An 18,916-nucleotide genomic window follows, 5' to 3' on the forward strand; every position below is an offset into this window, starting at 1 on the left:
GACGATGTGGCGCCTCCGCCTAATTCCCGATAAGACCGACATCCCGTTTTTACGCTGGCGCAACGGTCTGTTCGCGTTTTCCGCCGCGCTTGCCATCGTTTCTGTCGTTCTGCTATTCGCAAAGGGCCTTAACTTCGGCATTGATTTCGAAGGCGGCATTCTGATCGAAGTGGGCAGCGAACGGCCTGCCGACATCAGCGACATGCGAGTAACCCTCGGCGAATTGGGCTTGGGCGAGGTCAGCCTGCAGGAGTTCGGCTCCAAAACCGAAGTGTTGATTCGAATCGAACGCCAGCCCGGTGATGCCGACGCCCAGCAAGCAGCCATTACGATCGTGCGCGAGACCCTGGACACAAAATATGCCGGCGGGCTGACCTATCGCCGGACGGAGTTTGTTGGCCCGAAGGTGGGCGCAGAACTGATCCAGGCCGGCATCATTGCCATGGTCCTCTCAATTGCGCTGATGCTGGTCTATATCTGGTTCCGATTCGAACTGCCGTTTGCCATTGGTGCCATAATTGCGTTGATGCATGATGTGCTGCTGACACTCGGCATGTTTGCGCTGTTTGGGCTCGAATTCAATCTATCGATCGTTGCGGCAATTCTGCTGATTGTCGGCTATTCGATGAACGACACCGTCGTCGTGTATGACCGCGTGCGCGAAAATTTACGCAAATTCAAGAAGATGCCGTTAGTCGAATTGCTCAATGTGAGTATCAACGACACGCTGTCGCGCACCGTCATGACATCGCTCACCACGTTACTGGCGCTGGCGGCGCTTTTGATATTCGGCGGTGAAGTGATCCGCGATTTCACCATCGCGATGATTTGGGGCGTCTTTGTCGGCACCTATTCTTCAATTTTTGTCGCCAGTTCGATCCTGGTGCATGTCAAGCCGGGCACCGGAACCAACGTCACCAAGTCAGGTTTCGGCGGCGCAGAACGGACGCAGGCTGTCGACTCGGTCGTCGAAGACGCCGGGCTACAGAAATTTGCCGCCTTGCCGGATTCCGGTGATGAGGAAGATGAGGCGCTAGACGGGCCCCCTGAGACTGCGGGAGATGGCTCGCGCGCCAGTCGGCGGGCCTCCACCTCTCGTGCAAACCGCGATAAACGCCGGCGCAAGAAGCGCCGCTGATTGGGCCCGGGCGGATGGACATCACGCCTGAAATTCCGGCGGACCGGAAATATATTGACCATTACGGCGACGGCGGCTTCCGCGTTGGCGGCGAACGTTATGAAGGATCTCTTATTGTCGCCCCGGAGCAGGTCTGGCCGTGGGCCATTTCCGACATCACGCAATTGACTGCGGAAAGCGTTGCTGTGGTTCTCACCGCCGATCCATCGATCGAATTACTGCTGATTGGCTGCGGCGCGCGGGTAGAGAGGCTTCCGCAAGATGTGCGCGAGGCACTCCGCTCCCACGCAATCATCGTCGACGGCATGGAAACCGGCGCCGCCTGCCGTACTTATAATGTGTTGATGGCGGAAGAACGGCGCGTTGCGGTGGCGCTGATCGCAATCTAATTCACCGCAATAATCGTTCCGGCACAAAGAAAAGCCGGGCTCTACAGGAGAGCCCGGCTTTATTTGATTTGCTCTTTGTTCAATAAATATTCTGCGCCGAGACCATGGCGTAGAGCATCGGAATAGAGAGCAAGGTATTGGTTCGCGAAAACAGCATTGCCGTTCGTGCCGCTTTCTTCTTGGCATCGGCATCCACTACGACCATGCCCAGAGCTTTCTTTTGATTGGGCCAGATAACGCCCCAAACATTGAAGGCCATGATGATACCCATCCACATGCCAATACCGATTGCCGTGTGTTTGAGCACGAAGGCATCTTCCGCCGCGCCGACGATACCGAGCGTGATGGCGTCTAGGATGTAGCCCTGCCAACCAGCCAGGACAAGACCCGTCACCAGCGTAGCGAGCGCCGCCCAGCGGAACCAAAATAGCGCCGAAGGTGCGATTACCTTACCGATGGCCGGCTTTTGTTCGTCCGGAATCTTCGGCATATTGGGAATCTGTACAAAGTTGAAATACCACAGAAGGCCGATCCACATGACGCCGCTGCCAACATGCAGCCAGCGCAACATAAACATGCCCCAGACTTCGTCAAATAGGTTCATATCCATTTTGCGTTCCTTCCGCGATTAAGCGATTGCGGCCAGAACGGCGACCATGATGACGGTGAGAACAACCCCCATCACGACGGTGCTGGACAAAGATTCAAGCGGGTTCTTCATTACAGGATTCCCCAATATGTTATCGTGCTGGGCCAGAATCATAGTGCATTGCTTGGTTGTTTCAATTGCTTTGCTGCGAATTTCTTCGGCAGGCAGGCTTGGCGTCTGTTAATTCCGGCTGACGGCGAGCGCCAGGGCGGCGGCGCGCTGACCCGAAAGAACGGCGCCTTCGATGGTTGCGGGCAGTCCGGTCGCGGTCCAGTCACCGGCTAAAAACAAGTTTTCATATGCCGTACGCGGTACGGCGCGCTTCTCCATGGCGGCTGGAATTTGCGCGAATGTGGCCCTCTTCTCTTTGACGATTCTGACCGGAGGCGGCGCTGACGGCGGCTTTCCAAGGGCAAAGGCGACATCTCGCCACAACAGCTCGGCGATCTGCCCGGCGTCTTTCTCGGCCAATTTATCGGCCGCGCTAACCGTTACCGAGGCGATATCGCCGCGTGCAAACAGCCAATGAGCGGTGCCGCCGATGATTCCGAGCAGCCGATTGCCACCTGGCAATTGTACGTCATGATCGAGACGGAAATGCGCGTTTACGATAGCGCGCGTCGCGAGCGGGGCGGGAATTTCAGGCAGAATTTGAACCAGATTTGCCGGCGGCATTGCCAGTACAACTGAATCGCCGGACCCTAACGGCGTCGACTCGGCGCCGAAATCGAGCGCTTCGATTCGCTTTCCGGCCTTATTCAGCCCACGCAACCGTGCGCCAAAACGCACTTCGCCGCCATGTTCGCCGACGAATTTCACGCCCGGTTCCACAAGGTCCGGGCCGAGCCCGCGGCGCGCGACATAGGCCCGGCACGCAGCCTCGCCCCGGCCGAACGTTAGGCGCAATACTGGCCACAACAACCGGGCCGCGCCTTCCGCGGTCGAGGCGTTCAGAACCGCGACCGTCAGCGGCTCCCAAAGGCGTGTCACCAGTGGTCCCGAGGCCCCAACGCAATCAGCGATGGTCGCCATTTCCGCCGCCCGCGCCAGCTTCAAGCCGGCTAAGTAATCCGTCCATTTCGTGCCGGGCACGCGCCGCGCCGGCGAAAAAATCCACCAGGGGAAAAGACCCGCATTGGGGCGTAATACCCAGCGCTCGCCGCTGGCGATATCGACGAAAGGGAATTCGGCACGCGTTTGCCCGACCAATCCGCTCCGGCCATCCACTGTGTCCAAATAGGAGAAAACCGCCGGATTCGCACCCAGGATCAGATGATTGCCGTTATCGATTACGCGATCGAGCGTCTCGTCGTGAAACGAACGGCACCTTCCGCCGGCTTGCCCGGCTGATTCGTGCAGCGTAACCGCGCGCCCAGAACGGGCGACCTCAACCGCACAGGCGAGGCCGGCCATGCCCGCACCAACAACATGAATCATGGACACGGGCGGATATTCCAGATTGTTCGTGACTGGGTGAATGTGTCCATGGTGCGCCAATTATTGCGTCGGGTCGTTGGTCCGGCTAAAAGCGCGTCCTATATGGCATAGCCGTCCGCGCTCTGGCAAACCGCTGGCAGCAGGATCATTGTTAGAGCGTATGAACCAAAAAAACCCAACTCTCCGTCTCGCTGAGCGTGCTCGCGACGCAGATCCTGATCGCTATATGTGCGCGCTATTCGCGGCGCCGCGCCAGCGTGGGGCGCTGTTTGCGCTCCTGCTCTTCAACACGGAAATCGCTCGGGTGCATGAAGTGGTGAGCGAGCCGATGTTGGGTCAAATTCGATTGCAATGGTGGCGCGAAGCGATTGACGAGATATACCAGGGCCGCGGCCGCCGACATGATGTGGCGGAACCCTTGGCCGCAGCGATCCGCACCCATGGGCTCACGCGGAGTTATTTTGAGCGCTTGATCGACGCCCGCGAAAAAGACCTCGACGGCACGCCACCGGAGAATATGGCGGCACTCGAACAATATGCGGAGGAAAGTGCAGCGCCATTGGTTTCTCTGGCGCTGGAGATTGCCGGCGCTGATGCGAGCGTCCAAGCCGATGTTGCGCGTCATACTGGTATTGGCTGGGCCTTGACCGGCTTGATGCGGGCACTACCCCACCATGCAGCTGCGGGGCGCGTGATGTTGCCGCGCGATGTCATGGCGGCAAACGGTCTCACGGTGCAAACCGTGCGTGGCGGCGAGGCGAAGGCGAATATCGCCCGCGCCGTGGAAAAAGTCGCGGATGTGGCGCGCCAACATTCATACCAAGCGCGGGTCCTTCGTCGGACCCTGCCGCGTGCCGCCAAACGGGCGACCCTGCAGGCGGTTTTGTCGGGCGCTTATTTACGCCGGTTGGCGGCATGCGGTCACGATCCCACTGACCCGCGCACAACTCTTGGCCCATTATATCGTCAGCTCTTACTCACCAGGGCGGCGCTATTCGGCGCTTGATCAGCCGCCAGCCACTTGGCTAATTCGTCGAGCGCGCGGCGCGCCATCGCCGGCTTGCGCTCGCGTTTGTTGACCCGCCCCGCGAGCGGCGGAAACAGCCCGAAATTGACATTCATCGGCTGGAAACTTCCGGCACTCGAAAGATGTCCGCTGGTAATGTGCCTTAGAAGCGCTCCTAGCGCCGTATCGGGCGGTGGCGGCTGGGCTTCAGTGCAGGCGATTTCCGCAGCGATAAATCGCCCGGCAAGAAGGCCGATGGCGGCGCTCTCGATATAGCCTTCGACCCCGGTGATTTGGCCGGCAAATCGGATATTTGGCTGCGCCTTCATCCGCAGCAAATGATCGAGGATGCGCGGACTGTTGAGAAACGTGTTGCGATGAATGCCGCCAAGGCGGGCGAAGCGCGCGTTCTCCAATCCGGGAATAGCGCTTAGCACGCGCTTCTGCTCGCCATGCTTCATCTTGGTTTGGAAGCCGACCATGTTGTATAGCGTGCCGAGCGCGTTGTCCTGGCGCAATTGCACCACGGCATAGGATTTGGCACTGGCATTCGGATTGGTCAAGCCGACGGGCTTGAGCGGGCCGAAGCGGAGCGTTTCACGTCCGCGATCCGCCATCACCTCGATCGGAAGGCAACCCTCAAAATAGGGTGTGTCCTTTTCCCACTCTTTGAATTCGCTGCATTCTGCCGCCAGCAGAGCGTCGATGAAGGCTTCGTACTGCTCTTTGTCCAGTGGGCAATTGACATAGGCGGCAGCATCGCCGCCTGGTCCTTCTTTGTCGTAGCGCGACTGCATCCAGGCGATGTTGAAATCGATGCTGTCCTTGTAGATCACCGGCGCAATGGCGTCGAAAAAAGCCAAGGATTGTTCGCCGCTGCGTGCCAAAATCGCAGCGCTGAGGCTGGGAGAGGTGAGCGGCCCAGTTGCTATTAGGACCGGGCCAGCTTCGCCGTCCGCTAGGTCGTGAACTTCTTTGCGCCGGATCTCAACATTTTTGTGATCTGCCAGCGCGGCCTCGACGGCGCCAGAAAAATTATCCCGATCAACCGCGAGCGCGCCCCCGGCGGGCACTTTGTGCGCATCGGCGGCGTTGAGGATAAGCGATCCCGCACGACGCATTTCTTCGTGCAGCAGACCGACGGCGTTGGTCTCCCAATTGTCGGAACGGAAGGAATTGGAGCACACCAATTCAGCTAGACCATCGGTCAGATGGGCTTCGGTGCCGCGCTCCGGGCGCATCTCATAGAGCGCCACCGGAACGCCGCGCTCCGCAAGCTGCCAGGCGGCCTCGCAGCCGGCCAAGCCGCCGCCGATCACGCGCACGCGCGCTGGTGATTTCTCGGTCATGACGGAAAGTATAGAGGAGGGAAGGGAGGAGTAATACTGGTCAGTCAGGCCTAACCATTGTGGCGGTGACCAAACAGCATAGTGATGTTGGTGCGGCGGTTGATATAGCCTCCGCGGAAATGACAGTCGTCGCTCTTGTGAAATAGGTTTGAGTTAAAAATTACCGCCCGGTTAGAACGGTGTGGAATGGTGATACTGTCGCGGCCTTGTTCGTCAAGGCACCGGTCGATGGCGTCCTGTTGATTGTCGTCGCGGCGAAAATTCCAGGATAGTGGCGCTTCCGCCCTAAACACTTCGAGGCCACCAGATTCGGGCCGGCGATTGGCTTCGTCCGGCGAAATCCAGAAATTTACGTTCACTGCGGCGCGGTCGGCATGGATGCCCATTCCGCCTGATTCCGAATCGCATTTATATGACCACATGTCGATCAACGGATGTTTGGCAAGAATCGCCGGCAGACTCTGACGCAGCTCATGCGCGATTTGCAGAAGGAGAGGCTCGCAAAAGCCGTCGCGCAAAAAGCTTCCAAGATGGCCGGGCTTGACGTCCTTCCATATTGTGGCCTCACGACAAAAGGCGCGCAGGCGGAGGAGCGCTTCGTCGCTCAAGAGATTATCGACAACGGCGAGATTCGGCTTTGAGGCAAAATAGGATTTTTCCACTTGGCTTTGCTGCACGCCTTTGCCGAGCGCCGATAGTTTCAGCATCGGACAGGCGGGCAAGTAATAGGCGCCATCATAGCTTGGGTTGAGTTTTTGGTGCTGCGCCTCATTAAGCGTAAAAAGTGCGTCATGCGGCATATTTCGCGGCAGATTGTCGCGCAGCGATTCATAGCGACCGATGATTTGTTGGATGTCGTTGCCGGCCATCCCGCGGGCATAAAGATGACGCATCTGATCGATGTCGTGACTGAGCTTAAATCGCGCCGAGATGCGTTGCGGCCGGACGGCGAGCTGCGCTGCGCGCCACAAATAAGCATAGGCCTCTTCGACGTAGCCGCCGGCTAGATAACTGAGTGCCAGCTTCGAATGCGCCTCGCTCATGTCCGGCGCGAGTTTTATCGCCGTCTCAAAATGCTTTCGGGCTTCGGAGTTATCGGCAGAGCCAAACAGGGCCCAACCTAAATTGAGATGCGCCGCCGGAGCGTCCGGTTGCAATTCCAAGGCACAGCGGAATGAGTCGAGTGCCATTTCCTTGTCGTCGAGCGCTGCATAGGCGCGCCCGAGATCACCGCGATAAGCCGCATTGCGTGGATTTCCAGCAACCGCGCGGCCGATCAGCTCCGCCGCTTCATCTAGCTGATTGCGTGCCAGGCACAGCAATCCCGAAAGATGTAGCGCGTCGGGAAAGTCCGGATCGACATCGAGCAGCAAGCGGTAAAGCGCGTCCGCCTGGTCTAGGCGCCCTGCCTGGTGATGCTGCACCGCCATGTTGAGGATCTCGCCGCTGTCGGGCGCCGCCTCGACAGGCATTGGCGCCACGCTGTATTCTGATCGTTCTACGCGCTCAACATAAGCCATTCCGCCAGATTAGCGGCTCGTTGGTTAAGAAATGATTAATCATTTTGGCGGAGTCAGGCAGCAGAGCGCTTGGCGGTGGCGCGCCGGCGCTTAGGCTGGGCGCTCCTTGGCGCGAGCGCTTTCGCAAGGTATTGGCCGGTATAGCTTTCCGCGATTTGGGCCAAACCTTCCGGCGGGGCTTCGGCGACCAGCCGGCCGCCGCCGTCGCCGCCGTCGGGGCCGAGATCGATAACCCAGTCGGCGGTTTTAATGATTTCTAGATTATGCTCGATGACGAGTACTGTGTTGCCGGTTTCCACCAGGCTGTGCAGCACTTCAAGTAATTTGCGCACGTCATGGAAATGCAGGCCGGTAGTGGGTTCATCGAGGATATAGAGGGTGCGCCCAGTCGCGCGGCGCGACAGTTCCTTAGCCAATTTCACACGCTGCGCTTCGCCGCCCGAGATCGTCGTCGCCTGCTGGCCGACTTTGATGTAGCCGAGGCCGACGCGTTGCAATGTTTCTAGCTTGTTGCGGATCACCGGTACCGCTTTGAAGAATTCCGTCGCCGCCTCGACGGTGAGGTCCAGCACGTCGGCGATGGATAGTCCCTTGTAATGGATTTCCAGAGTCTCGCGGTTATAGCGGTGCCCCTTGCACTCCTCGCACTGGACGTAAATGTCTGGCAGGAAATGCATTTCAATCTTGATCAGGCCATCGCCCTGGCACGCTTCGCAGCGCCCGCCTTTGACGTTAAACGAGAAGCGGCCCGGCTTGTAGCCGCGCGCTTTGGCCTCCGGCAGGCCAGCGAACCAATCGCGGATCGGGCCGAATGCACCGGTATAAGTTGCTGGGTTGGAGCGCGGCGTACGGCCGATCGGCGATTGGTCGATATCGACGATCTTGTCGATAAATTCTAACCCCTCGATCGCTTTATGCGCGCCGGGTTGCGCTCGTGCACCGTTCATACGCTTGGCCACGGCCTTATATAACGTGTCGATTACCAGCGTCGATTTACCGCTGCCCGACACGCCGGTAACACAGGTAAAGGTGCCGAGTGGTATGTGCACATCGATATTCTGAAGATTGTTGGCGTTCGCGCCGATGACGCTGACAGATTGTCCCTTTTTGCCTTTCCGGCGCTTGTCCGGCACGGCGATTTGCTCCACGCCGGTGAGATATTTCCCGGTTAGGCTCGCCGGCGCCGCCATAATCTCTTTCGGTGTACCTTCGGCGACAATCTCGCCGCCATGTACGCCGGCGGCGGGGCCCATGTCGACGACGTAATCAGCGCTGAGGATGGCCTCTTCGTCATGCTCGACGACGAGCACTGAATTACCGAGGTCACGTAAGTTTTTCAGAGTTGCCAGGAGGCGGGCATTGTCGCGTTGATGCAGGCCGATCGATGGCTCATCGAGCACATAAAGCACACCGGTCAGGCCCGAACCAATTTGCGAGGCGAGCCGGATACGCTGGCTTTCGCCGCCCGATAGCGTGCCTGCCGAGCGCGCCAATGTGAGATATTCGAGGCCGACATCGACGAGAAAGCGCAGCCGCTCATTAATTTCCTTAAGGATGCGCTGGGAGATTTCTTTGTGTTTGGCGCTCAGTTGCGTATCGAGCGCGGTGAACCATTCCGCGGCCTGTAGAATGCTCAGCTTGGTGATCTCAGCGATATGGCGGCCGCCGATCTTCACCGCCAGAGATTCGGGCTTCAGCCGGTTTCCGGCGCAGGATTCGCACGCCGCCGCGCTCTGGAATTTGGCCATTTCCTCGCGCAGCCAAGCGCTGTCAGACTCGCTCCAGCGCCGATCGAGATTCGGGATCACGCCTTCAAAGGCCTTGGTGGTACTGTATTCACGCGAGCCGTCGTCGTAGCGGAATTTTATCCGCTCGCTGCCCGAGCCGTACAGAATTACGTTCCGAATTTTTTCCGGCAGCTCCCGCCAAGCGGTGATTGTGCTTTCTTTATAGTGGCGCGCGATACTGTCCAGGGTCTGGTTGTAATAGGGCGAAGAAGACTTTGCCCACGGCGCGATGACGCCTTCGCGCAGCGCCAAAGCCTCGTCCGGTACCACCAATTGCGGGTCGAAATAGAGCCGCACGCCGAGGCCGTCGCAGGCCGGGCAGGCGCCGAACGGATTGTTGAAGGAAAACAAGCGCGGCTCGATCTCTTCGATGGTAAAGCCCGAAATCGGACAGGCGAATTTGGCCGAAAAAATGGTCCGCTCGCCGCTCTCAGCCTCCTCTGCGATGGCCAGGCCGTCGGTCAAGGAAAGCGCGGTCTCCAGGCTGTCGGCCAATCGGTTTCCGAGATCGCTCTTAACCACGAGGCGGTCGATGACGATCTCGATATCGTGCTTTTTCTTCTTGTCGAGCGCCGGCGCCGAATCGATATCGTGCATCTCGCCATCGATTTTGACGCGGGTGAAGCCACGCTTCATCAGGTCGGCCAATTCCTTGCGGTATTCGCCCTTGCGCCCGCGGATGATTGGAGCGAGCAGCAGCAGTCGGGTCCCAACCTTCATTTGGAGGATGCGGTCAACCATCTGGCTCACGGTCTGGCTCTCGATTGGCAGTCCGGTCGCTGGCGAATAAGGAATGCCAATGCGGGCGTAGAGCAGTCGGAGATAATCGTAAATCTCGGTCACCGTGCCCACTGTCGAGCGCGGATTTTTCGATGTCGTCTTCTGCTCAATGGAAATTGCCGGCGACAGGCCGTCAATCGATTCAACATCAGGTTTCTGCATCAATTGTAGGAATTGCCGGGCATATGCCGAGAGGCTCTCGACGTAGCGGCGCTGCCCTTCGGCATAGATGGTATCGAAGGCGAGCGAGGATTTTCCCGAACCCGAGAGGCCGGTAATCACCACCAGCTTATCGCGCGGTAAATCCACGTCCACGCCCTTGAGGTTATGTTCCCGGGCGCCGCGTACGCTGATGGTGTTGTGCATCTTCTTGAGCTCGGACGATCTCGACGGAGTGGGATGAGTTGAGAGGCAATATAGGCAGCGCCGTGCCTGATTGCGAGCCTGATCGCGGATTTGCACCATCCTCCGCCCTAGGTTTGGATATTGCCCTGTGTGCTCCCCTTCAAAACGGGCACAGCGGCGATTGCGGCAGCCTGGCCGATACGCCAAAATAGCCTTTACGGAGAGTCGACGAACGGACGCAATGAGCGAGTAGGAGAGCGACATGGCTGGCAGCGTGAACAAGGTAATTCTGGTGGGCAATTTGGGACGGGACCCGGAGGCGCGCCAGATGCAGGACGGCAATCCGGTCGTGAATCTGTCGCTTGCCACATCAGAGTCATGGCGCGACAAGAACACCGGCGAGCGGCGGGAGAAAACCGAGTGGCATCGGGTCGTGATATTCAACGATAAATTGGCCGAAGTGGCGCAGAAATATCTCCGCAAAGGCTCCAAGATTTACATCGAAGGCCAGTTGCAAACGCGCAAATGGACCGACCAATCCGGCGTCGAAAAATATTCGACCGAAGTGGTGTTGCAACGTTTCCGGGGCGAACTGCAAATGCTTGATCGCGCCGGGGAAGGTGAAGGCGGTGGTGGAGGTGGCGGAGGCGGCGGCGGCGGAGATTATGACCAAGACCGGCCGTCGCGCGGTGGATCAGGAGGCTCAGACGCGGGCGCCCCTTCCAGTGGCAGCCTTGACGACGACATTCCCTTCTAGCATCCCTAGACATTCACTTTCAGCGTTTGCTGGACAGCGCCTGAGGCGTTGTCCGCTGCCGTCTAATCGATTATAATTAAGCCGAGCGATTCGGGCGCGTGCAGCCCGCACGTTTTCTTTTAAATCAATAGATTAAGATAGGCTGTTGAGCACCACGACACCGCCCATTCCGCCATCTGAGGTGCCGCCGGAAATACCGCCCGGCGAGCCGCCTCACAGCGACGAACCGGTCTCTATCGAAGACGAAATGAAGCGCTCCTATCTCGATTACGCGATGAGCGTGATCGTGTCGCGGGCGCTGCCGGATGTTCGTGATGGCTTGAAGCCGGTGCACCGGCGCATTCTCCACGCCATGAATGAGGGCGGTTACACGGCCGACAAGCCGTACCGCAAATCCGCCCGTGTCGTCGGCGATGTGATGGGTAAATATCACCCGCATGGCGATTCCGCCATTTACGATGCGATGGTGCGCATGGCGCAGGATTTTTCCATGCGCTTGCCGCTTCTAGACGGCCAGGGCAATTACGGCTCGATGGACGGCGATCCTCCCGCAGCCATGCGCTACACCGAAGTACGTATGGCGGCCTCCGCCCATGCGCTGCTCACCGATCTTGACAAAGAAACGGTCGATTTTCAGGCTAACTATGACGAATCCTCGTTCGAGCCGACCGTGCTGCCGGCCGAATATCCCAATCTTTTGGTTAACGGCGCCAGCGGCATTGCGGTTGGCATGGCGACCAATATCCCGCCGCACAATCTCGGCGAAGTTGTCGATGCCTGCCTCGCCTATGTCGACGATCCGGAAATCACCATCGAAGGCCTGATGAAATTCATCGAAGGGCCTGATTTTCCCACCGGTGGCTTTATTTTCGGCCGCGCCGGCATCCACCAAGCCTATCACACTGGGCGTGGCTCGGTGATCGTGCGCGCCCGCGCGGCGATTGAAGAACTGCGCAAGGATCGCGAAGCCATCATTGTCACGGAGATTCCCTACCAGGTTAACAAGTCGCGCATGATGGAGCGCATCGCAGAGTTGGTGCATGAGAAAAAGATCGAGGGTATCAGCGACCTGCGCGATGAATCCGACCGCGACGGCGTGCGCGTGGTGATCGAGTTGAAGCGCGACGCTATCGGCGAGGTGGTGCTCAACCAGCTCTATCGCTATTCCTCCCTGCAGACCAGCTTTGGCGTCAATATGCTGGCGCTGAGCGGCGGCAAGCCGGGCATTATGAACCTGAAGGAGGTTATCGCCGCCTTCGTCGCCTTCCGCGAGGAAGTCATCACCCGGCGCACCGTATATCTCCTCGGCAAGTCGCGTGGCCGGGCGCATATTTTGGTTGGGCTTGCCATCGCCATCGCCAATATCGACCCCATCATAGAATTGATCCGCAAGGCCAAAGATCCGGCCAGCGCGCGTGAAGGGCTGACGGGGCAAGCATGGCCGGCCAAGGATGCGCGCCCGCTGATCGAATTAATTGCCGATCCGCGCCAATCGGTGGCCGAAGACGGCACCTGCCGCCTTTCGGAGGAGCAGGCCAAGGCCATTCTCGAGTTGCGCCTGCAACGACTAACGGCGATGGAGCGCGACAAGCTTAGCGACGAGTTGCACGCAATTGTTGATGATATCAAGCGCTATATCGGCATCTTGCATGACCCGGAAACACTCCGCGACGTTCTGCGCCAGGGATTGCGCGACGCACGTGAGAAATTCGCCGATCCGCGCCGCACGACCCTAGTCGAGCATGAGTTTGAGCATGACGTTGAAGATTTGATTCAGCGCGAGGAGATGGTCGTCACCTTGAGTCATGGCGGCTACATCAAGCGCGTACCGCTTTCGACGTACCGCGCCCAGCGCCGCGGCGGCAAAGGCCGTGCGGGCATGCGCGTACGGGATGAGGATTTCGTCAACCAGTTGTTCGTCCTCAACACCCATACGCCGGTCTTGTTTTTTTCCAGTGCCGGCAAAGTTTATAAGCTCAAGGTCTATCGCCTGCCCCTTGCCGAGCCCCAGGCGCGCGGTAAGGCGCTCATAAATTTGCTGCCGCTGGCCGAGGGCGAGACCATTTCCACCCTTCTGCCGATGCCGGAAGACGAAGAAAGTTGGGCCGATAGCCAGCTTATGTTCGCCACCCGTTCGGGCACTGTGCGGCGAAATAGCGCCGCCGATTTCCGTAGCGTCATGGCCAACGGAAAAATTGCCATGAAGTTGGAAGAAGGTGACAGCATCGTTGGCGTGCGGTTCTGCGGCCACGATGACGATGTTCTGCTCGCCGCCGCGGGCGGCAAATGCGTTCGCTTCCCGGTGCCTGACGTGCGCCTCTTTAAGGGGCGCAGCTCGCAAGGCGTGCGTGGCATGAGCCTCGACAAAGACGACAAACTCATCTCCATGACAATTCTGCATCACACCGGTGTGACGCCGGAGGAACGCGACGGCTATTTTGGCCGTAAGCGCGACGACGAAGTGCCGGAACTTGCTCCCGAGCGCCGCGCCGCGTTGCAGATGGTTGAGCAATTTCTCTTGACCGTGCGCGACGATGGCTATGGCAAGCGCTCATCGGCGCATGACTATCGTGTGACAAAGCGCGGAGGTAAGGGTGTAATCAATATCGATGTCGGAAAGACCGGCAAGGTCGTGGCCGCCTTTCCGGTAGCCGAGGATGACGAGATCATGCTGGTGACCGATGGCGGCCAGCTGATCCGTTGCGCGGTACACGGTATCAGCAAGGTCGGGCGCGGCGCCCGTGGCGTTCGCATCTTCCGCTTGGCCGAGGACGGACGCGTGGTTTCGGTCGCCCATCTGGGCGAGGCCGCAGCTGAGGATGATGAAGCGGGTGATGAGGATGAAGCCGGCGGCGTGGTTGAAACAGGCAGCGCCGGTGAGGCGTTGAGCGAGGCGGATGATGTGGACGAAGGCGCCGAAGCGGACGGCGATGGCGAGGAAGACGCACAAGCATGAGTAAACATCGTATCGGCATTTATCCAGGCACATTTGACCCCGTTACCTCGGGCCATTGCGATATTGTTCGCCGGGCCCTCAGGCTGGTCGATAAACTCGTCGTCGGTGTTGCTTCCAATGCTGGCAAAGGCCCCGCATTTAGCCTCGACGATCGAATCGAAATGGCGCGTGGCGATCTGTCGGCTTTTGATCCGGACGGCGACCGCATAGAAGTGCGCCCCTTCGATCAATTGCTTATGCATTTTGCTGAGGAAATGAATGCCGGGGTCATCGTGCGTGGCTTGCGCGCCGTTTCCGATTTTGATTTCGAATTTCAAATGACCGGCATGAATGCGCGTCTCAATCCGAATGTCGAAACCGTCTTTCTGATGGCGTCGGAAACTCATCAATTTATTTCCTCACGCTTCGTCAAGGAAATCGCGGCGCTGGGCGGGGATATCACCAGTTTCGTTTCGCCGAACGTGGCCACCCGCTTGGTGGCGCGCTATCAAGGCGAAACCTGAGCTCGGCTGGGCGAGCCGCCTAGCCGTTCGCGCGGTCGGTCAACCCTATTATGCAGGTCGATTTATTCGATTTTCAATTGCCGCCGGAGTGCATCGCCGCGCGTCCGGCCTCGCCGCGCGATTCCGCACGGCTTCTCCATGTTGGTCAAAGTGTCGGCCAAAGCGCCCTGGGCGACCATACCGTGCGCGATCTGCCTGCGCTGCTCTCGCCCGGCGATGTGCTGGTTCTGAATGATACCCGCGTGCTGCCAGCGCGATTGACCGGCATGCGCGGCGAAGCGCACATCGAAGTAACACTTCACCACATGGTGGAAGACGGCGTTTGGGACGCCTTCGCGCGCCCGGCCAAGCGCCTCAAGGCCGGCCATGAAATTATCTTTGCGGATGGTTTCTCGGCCGATGTTCTGTCCCGCGAGGGCGCGGAGGTGCGCCTCAAATTCGGGCTGCGCGGCACGCCGCTGCGTACCGCGCTCGAGCGTCAGGGCGTGCCGCCGCTGCCGCCATACATCCCCCGTTCGGATGGCGCGGACGCACGCGACAAGGCTGATTATCAAACAATTTATGCCGCCAAGGATGGCGCCGTTGCGGCGCCTACCGCGGGCCTCCATATGACGCCGGAGCTATTCGCCGCGCTGGATGCGCGCGGCGTGACCTGCGAATTCATTACGCTTCATGTTGGCGCCGGGACGTTTTTACCGGTACGCACGGAGGATACATCGGATCATGTCATGCATAGTGAATGGGGCACCCTTAGCGCCACGACCGCGGAGCGCATCAATGCTGCGCGTGAGAATGGCGGGCGCGTCGTAGCCCTCGGCAGCACCAGCCTGCGCGTCCTCGAACACGCGGCTGATGCTGAGGGGCGCTTGACGCCTTTTTCAGGCGAAATAGACCTCTTTATCGAGCCGGGTTATCGCTTCAAGATCGTCGATCTCCTAATGAGCAATTTTCATTTGCCGCGCTCCACCCTGTTCATGCTGGTCTCCGCCTTCGCCGGCATGACCTGCATGCGGCAAGCCTATGCGCACGCTATCGCATCGGGCTATCGCTTCTATTCTTATGGCGATGCCAGCCTTCTCGCCCCCGCAGATACAGCCGAAGTTGCGGCAGAAGCGGCGGCAATTGCTAGGGCTGGCACATGAGCACCATCCCGTTCGTCATATCGGCCCGGGACGGTGCGGCGCGGACCGGGCAATTGGAACTCGCCCATGGCGTGGTGCGGACACCGGCCTTTATGCCGGTCGGCACCGCCGCAACGGTAAAGGGCATGCTGCCCGAGGCGGTCGCCGCCTTAGGCGCGGATATCCTTCTCGGCAATGTTTATCATCTTATGCTCCGCCCCGGTGCCGCGCGGATTGCCGAGCTCGGGGGCCTGCACAAGTTCATGAATTGGCCGGGGCCGATTCTCACCGATTCCGGCGGCTTTCAAATTATGTCGCTCTCGAAGATCCGCAATCTCGACGAAAATGGCGTCGAGTTTCGCGCCCATACTGACGGTTCGCGCCATCGCCTGACGCCTGCCGCGTCAATCGATATCCAGCGTCAATTGGGCAGCGACATCACCATGGTCCTCGATGAATGCACACCCTATCCGGTGAGTGAGGAGGACGCAGCAAGCTCGATGCGCCGCTCTATGCGCTGGGCCGCGCTCTGCCGCGAGCGCTTTGAGGAACGTCCGGGCCACGCGTTGTTCGGTATCGTTCAGGGCGGCGTATTTGCTGACCTCCGCGCCGAGTGCGCAGCGTCGCTGCGCGGAATCGGCTTCGATGGCTACGCCATCGGCGGCTTGGCGGTGGGCGAGGGCCAGGAACAAATGCTAACGGTGCTCGATGGTCTTGTAGGCGCGCTCCCGGAAGATCGTCCGCGCTATCTGATGGGTGTGGGCACGCCCAGCGATATGGTGAAATCGGTGCTCCGCGGCGTTGATATGTTTGATTGCGTCCTGCCAACCCGATCCGGGCGCACCGGGCGCGGCTATACCGCGCGTGCCACGATCAATCTGCGCAATGCCCGGCACGCCGCCGATCCGCGTCCGGTGGATGAGGAGTGCACTTGTCAGACCTGCGCCGGCTATTCCCGCGCCTATATCCACCATCTATTCCGCTGCCAGGAAATGCTCGGCCCAATTCTGCTGACGCTGCACAATCTCTACTTCTATCAATCCTTGATGCAGGGCATGCGCCAGGCCATTGCCTCTGGCACGATGTGCGAATTTGCCGAACAATTCCTGGCGCATGCGGAGGTGGGTGATATTGAACCGCTATAGCTTGCATTTTCCACGCGAGCGGGCCGGAGCGGTCTGGCCCACCAGCCATTTCTTGACCGCAACAAGGCCAATCCATATGGTGGCGCACCGCCCGGGGGCGCGTAGCTCAGTTGGCAGAGCATCTGACTTTTAATCAGAGGGTCACAGGTTCGAATCCTGTCGCGCCTACCAATTATTTCAATAAGTTAGGCGGACTTTTGTAAAGCACGAATATTTTTAAAAAGCTAATAGGCGACAATTTAGGCGACAAAATGGTATTTCGCTTTTGAGTGCATCTAGACCTGGTCGTGAACATCCGAACCTGTGACCTCTGCCTTCGGAGTGTATCGAAGACGCTATTTTATCATTTACTATCAGTATGTTGCACTACTATAGAGGCAAAATAGTATAGCAGTAGTATACCAGTGTTGGCTGCGAAACGTGTCAACACGATTTAGCCCACAGCCCTCATTTAACGCCCTTTTCGCACCTTTCTGCCAAACGCTGCAAGTGCCTCAATCTGCGTATCCAACTCACCCTCTAATACTGCTTGTTTGAGTGAGGAGAGGGTAGGGGCAACGTCTGCCTCTGACTTGAGCGCGATAGCGGATTTTCCTTTTACAAACTCAATCGGCTTGCTGCCATACCGCAGCGTCAACAACACCCCACCGTCGCTTGAATGTGTCCACCACCGTTTTACACGCTTCGGTGCTGCAACTCTGCTTTCTACGCCGTCGGCACCTTTTACCCACTTTTGTTTGGTTGGCACGTAGTCTGCGTCTGCCGCAATCCGTTCTTGCTCTTCAATCTTTACAGCAAGTTTGCGACGACGATTGAGTGTTGGGTTGCTTGAAGTAGCCTTGTATTCAACGAATGTGAGGGAAGATAACAATGTCATAGCAGCCTCCTTGTTTGTGTCTGCACACGCATAGTGCGTTCAGATTACAAAGGCTGTCTTCTATTACATTTGAATCGCTGTTCTGTTGCAGAAATGCAAAAAACCAGTCCTTACTACGCTTACGTTGTCTGCTCCCAAAGTATGCTTAAGCCAACTTATCTATCTGTTTTACAAAGATAAAAATCCATCTGAAATACTCTGTTATATTTTTAGAACAGTCACTGCTTGACACCCCCCACCCCCCTCGTATCTAATATCAAGAGGATATTTATATCTCTGCTTTCTATCATCTTTCTGTACAGAGGAACATCAGCAATGAAGAATACATACATTGCAGCATTTGCTGCGTCGGTAATAGTGTTAAGCGGCTGCAGTAGTGCTCAAAAAGCATCTGAAGTTCAATCTGTACGTATGCCTATCGCGCCATACTTAAAAATGTCTTGCAAGGAACTGGCATCAGAGCAATCGAATCTTGTCAGAGAAGCGCAAGCCGCTGGCGCAGAAGTTGATGCTGCTTACGATTCGGACAAAACTGCAGAATTAGTTGCTTGGATCTTATTTGCGCCAGCAGCATTGATGCTTGAAGGCAATCAAGCACAGGCCTCACGTCTCGCAAGCACGAAAGGTCAACTTGAAGCAGTACAAGAGGCACAGAAAGTCAATAAATGCACTGACAATGGTTAACAAAAAATAGTAAAAAACCGCGCTTCGGCGCGGTTTTTTTATGTCTAATATATTTGCAATGCGTATCGCATAGTCAGCCTATCTACCAGCACACAACTTCTACGACACACCACAAACCGTGCTCATTTGATTCGTTTTCACACATTCTCTGTATCGCTATGTTGATTTGATAACGGCGGAATAGGCTTGAATGGTTGCAGTTGAGAAGGTGTTGCTGGCTCTTCTGCTTGTTGCTGTTGCTCTGGATCTTTCTGCACAACTTTCTCTTTGGGTATGTAGGCTTTGACAACTTTGGTTTTTGTCTTTGTCTTTGGTGTTGTCAGTTTCTTCGCTAGTGCCACAACACTCTGACTTGTTCCTAACATCAACTGCAACGCTGCCATTTTTGTTTCAGCGTCTGCCTTGTCTGCTAATGCACGTATCGTGTTCAGTGCTTGCTGCACGTCTTTCAAAACTTCGTTATTCATAAACGT

General features: G+C 57.7%; 15 protein-coding genes, 1 tRNA gene and 1 pseudogene. 10 read left to right on the forward strand and 7 right to left on the reverse strand.

The genetic code is table 11. From position 1 onward, the window contains the following. Positions 1 to 4: 4 nt before the first annotated feature. Together secF and O3A94_10720 are read left to right on the forward strand one after the other, a co-directional pair. Positions 5 to 1,138, forward strand: coding sequence for a protein translocase subunit SecF (gene secF, locus O3A94_10715; protein MDA1356725.1), 1,134 nt, complete (start codon positions 5 to 7; stop codon positions 1,136 to 1,138). Positions 1,139 to 1,152: 14 nt separating this feature from the next. Further along, positions 1,153 to 1,527, forward strand: a complete 375-nt coding sequence (locus tag O3A94_10720) for an Mth938-like domain-containing protein (GenBank protein MDA1356726.1) — start codon at positions 1,153 to 1,155, stop codon at positions 1,525 to 1,527. Between the two features lie 79 nt (positions 1,528 to 1,606). Here O3A94_10720 and O3A94_10725 read toward each other — a convergent pair. Beyond that, a pseudogene (locus O3A94_10725) lies at positions 1,607 to 2,248 on the reverse strand (urate hydroxylase PuuD). Between the two features lie 108 nt (positions 2,249 to 2,356). Beyond that, the gene (hpnE, locus tag O3A94_10730; protein MDA1356727.1) at positions 2,357 to 3,613 is read right to left on the reverse strand and encodes a hydroxysqualene dehydroxylase HpnE; all 1,257 of its coding nucleotides are present in this window, start codon (positions 3,611 to 3,613) and stop codon (positions 2,357 to 2,359) included. Between the two features lie 160 nt (positions 3,614 to 3,773). On the opposite strand from hpnE, the gene O3A94_10735 reads away from it, so the two are divergent. Further along, positions 3,774 to 4,619 carry a phytoene/squalene synthase family protein gene (locus tag O3A94_10735; GenBank protein ID MDA1356728.1) on the forward strand — a complete coding sequence of 282 codons (846 nt, stop codon included), beginning with the start codon at positions 3,774 to 3,776 and terminating at the stop codon, positions 4,617 to 4,619. Here the strand turns inward: O3A94_10735 and trmFO are convergent. From trmFO to uvrA, 3 genes are all read right to left on the reverse strand, one after another. Further along, positions 4,580 to 5,968, reverse strand: a complete 1,389-nt coding sequence (gene trmFO / locus O3A94_10740; GenBank protein MDA1356729.1) for a methylenetetrahydrofolate--tRNA-(uracil(54)-C(5))-methyltransferase (FADH(2)-oxidizing) TrmFO — start codon at positions 5,966 to 5,968, stop codon at positions 4,580 to 4,582. The genes O3A94_10735 and trmFO overlap by 40 nt on opposite strands. A gap of 50 nt (positions 5,969 to 6,018) precedes the next feature. After that, positions 6,019 to 7,440 carry a tetratricopeptide repeat protein gene (locus tag O3A94_10745; GenBank protein MDA1356730.1) on the reverse strand — a complete coding sequence of 474 codons (1,422 nt, stop codon included), beginning with the start codon at positions 7,438 to 7,440 and terminating at the stop codon, positions 6,019 to 6,021. A 101-nt stretch (positions 7,441 to 7,541) separates the two neighbouring features. Further along, entirely contained in the window at positions 7,542 to 10,421 is a 2,880-nt protein-coding gene (gene uvrA / locus O3A94_10750) for an excinuclease ABC subunit UvrA (protein ID MDA1356731.1), read from the reverse strand. A 241-nt stretch (positions 10,422 to 10,662) separates the two neighbouring features. Between uvrA and ssb the strand changes: the two genes are divergently transcribed. From ssb to O3A94_10780, 6 genes are all read left to right on the forward strand, one after another. Then, positions 10,663 to 11,157: a single-stranded DNA-binding protein gene (ssb, locus tag O3A94_10755; protein ID MDA1356732.1), complete on the forward strand. Its 495-nt coding sequence runs from the start codon at positions 10,663 to 10,665 to the stop codon at positions 11,155 to 11,157. Between the two features lie 193 nt (positions 11,158 to 11,350). Next, positions 11,351 to 14,113: a DNA gyrase subunit A gene (gene gyrA / locus O3A94_10760; protein ID MDA1356733.1), complete on the forward strand. Its 2,763-nt coding sequence runs from the start codon at positions 11,351 to 11,353 to the stop codon at positions 14,111 to 14,113. Continuing rightward, entirely contained in the window at positions 14,110 to 14,616 is a 507-nt protein-coding gene (gene coaD / locus O3A94_10765) for a pantetheine-phosphate adenylyltransferase (GenBank protein MDA1356734.1), read from the forward strand. Before gyrA ends, coaD begins: the two co-directional genes overlap by 4 nt. A 50-nt stretch (positions 14,617 to 14,666) precedes the next feature. Then, complete coding sequence (gene queA / locus O3A94_10770) at positions 14,667 to 15,758, forward strand: tRNA preQ1(34) S-adenosylmethionine ribosyltransferase-isomerase QueA (protein MDA1356735.1); 1,092 nt, start codon at positions 14,667 to 14,669, stop codon at positions 15,756 to 15,758. Continuing rightward, positions 15,755 to 16,882 carry a tRNA guanosine(34) transglycosylase Tgt gene (gene tgt / locus O3A94_10775; protein ID MDA1356736.1) on the forward strand — a complete coding sequence of 376 codons (1,128 nt, stop codon included), beginning with the start codon at positions 15,755 to 15,757 and terminating at the stop codon, positions 16,880 to 16,882. Before queA ends, tgt begins: the two co-directional genes overlap by 4 nt. A 95-nt stretch (positions 16,883 to 16,977) precedes the next feature. After that, positions 16,978 to 17,053, forward strand: a tRNA-Lys gene (locus O3A94_10780). Between the two features lie 280 nt (positions 17,054 to 17,333). On the opposite strand, the gene O3A94_10785 is transcribed toward O3A94_10780, so the two are convergent. Beyond that, entirely contained in the window at positions 17,334 to 17,759 is a 426-nt protein-coding gene (locus O3A94_10785; protein MDA1356737.1) for a hypothetical protein, read from the reverse strand. Positions 17,760 to 18,074: 315 nt separating this feature from the next. Between O3A94_10785 and O3A94_10790 the strand changes: the two genes are divergently transcribed. Beyond that, a complete protein-coding gene (locus O3A94_10790) occupies positions 18,075 to 18,443 on the forward strand; it encodes a hypothetical protein (GenBank protein ID MDA1356738.1) in 369 nt (122 codons plus the stop codon). Positions 18,444 to 18,580: 137 nt separating this feature from the next. On the opposite strand, the gene O3A94_10795 is transcribed toward O3A94_10790, so the two are convergent. After that, positions 18,581 to 18,916 (reverse strand): hypothetical protein (locus O3A94_10795; GenBank protein ID MDA1356739.1); only part of this gene is annotated, 336 nt, incomplete at its 5' end.

Source organism: Pseudomonadota bacterium (assembly GCA_027624955.1).
Classification (GTDB): domain Bacteria; phylum Pseudomonadota; class Alphaproteobacteria; order UBA828; family UBA828; genus PTKB01.

Coding starts and splice junctions, on each gene's coding strand:
- secF (MDA1356725.1), top strand. CDS start 5: ATGTGGCGCCTCCGCCTAATTCCCGATAAGACCGACATCCCGTTTTTA.
- O3A94_10720 (MDA1356726.1), top strand. CDS start 1,153: ATGGACATCACGCCTGAAATTCCGGCGGACCGGAAATATATTGACCAT.
- hpnE (MDA1356727.1), bottom strand. CDS start 3,613: ATGATTCATGTTGTTGGTGCGGGCATGGCCGGCCTCGCCTGTGCGGTT.
- O3A94_10735 (MDA1356728.1), top strand. CDS start 3,774: ATGAACCAAAAAAACCCAACTCTCCGTCTCGCTGAGCGTGCTCGCGAC.
- trmFO (MDA1356729.1), bottom strand. CDS start 5,968: ATGACCGAGAAATCACCAGCGCGCGTGCGCGTGATCGGCGGCGGCTTG.
- O3A94_10745 (MDA1356730.1), bottom strand. CDS start 7,440: ATGCCTGTCGAGGCGGCGCCCGACAGCGGCGAGATCCTCAACATGGCG.
- uvrA (MDA1356731.1), bottom strand. CDS start 10,421: ATGCACAACACCATCAGCGTACGCGGCGCCCGGGAACATAACCTCAAG.
- ssb (MDA1356732.1), top strand. CDS start 10,663: ATGGCTGGCAGCGTGAACAAGGTAATTCTGGTGGGCAATTTGGGACGG.
- coaD (MDA1356734.1), top strand. CDS start 14,110: ATGAGTAAACATCGTATCGGCATTTATCCAGGCACATTTGACCCCGTT.
- queA (MDA1356735.1), top strand. CDS start 14,667: ATGCAGGTCGATTTATTCGATTTTCAATTGCCGCCGGAGTGCATCGCC.
- tgt (MDA1356736.1), top strand. CDS start 15,755: ATGAGCACCATCCCGTTCGTCATATCGGCCCGGGACGGTGCGGCGCGG.
- O3A94_10785 (MDA1356737.1), bottom strand. CDS start 17,759: ATGACATTGTTATCTTCCCTCACATTCGTTGAATACAAGGCTACTTCA.
- O3A94_10790 (MDA1356738.1), top strand. CDS start 18,075: ATGAAGAATACATACATTGCAGCATTTGCTGCGTCGGTAATAGTGTTA.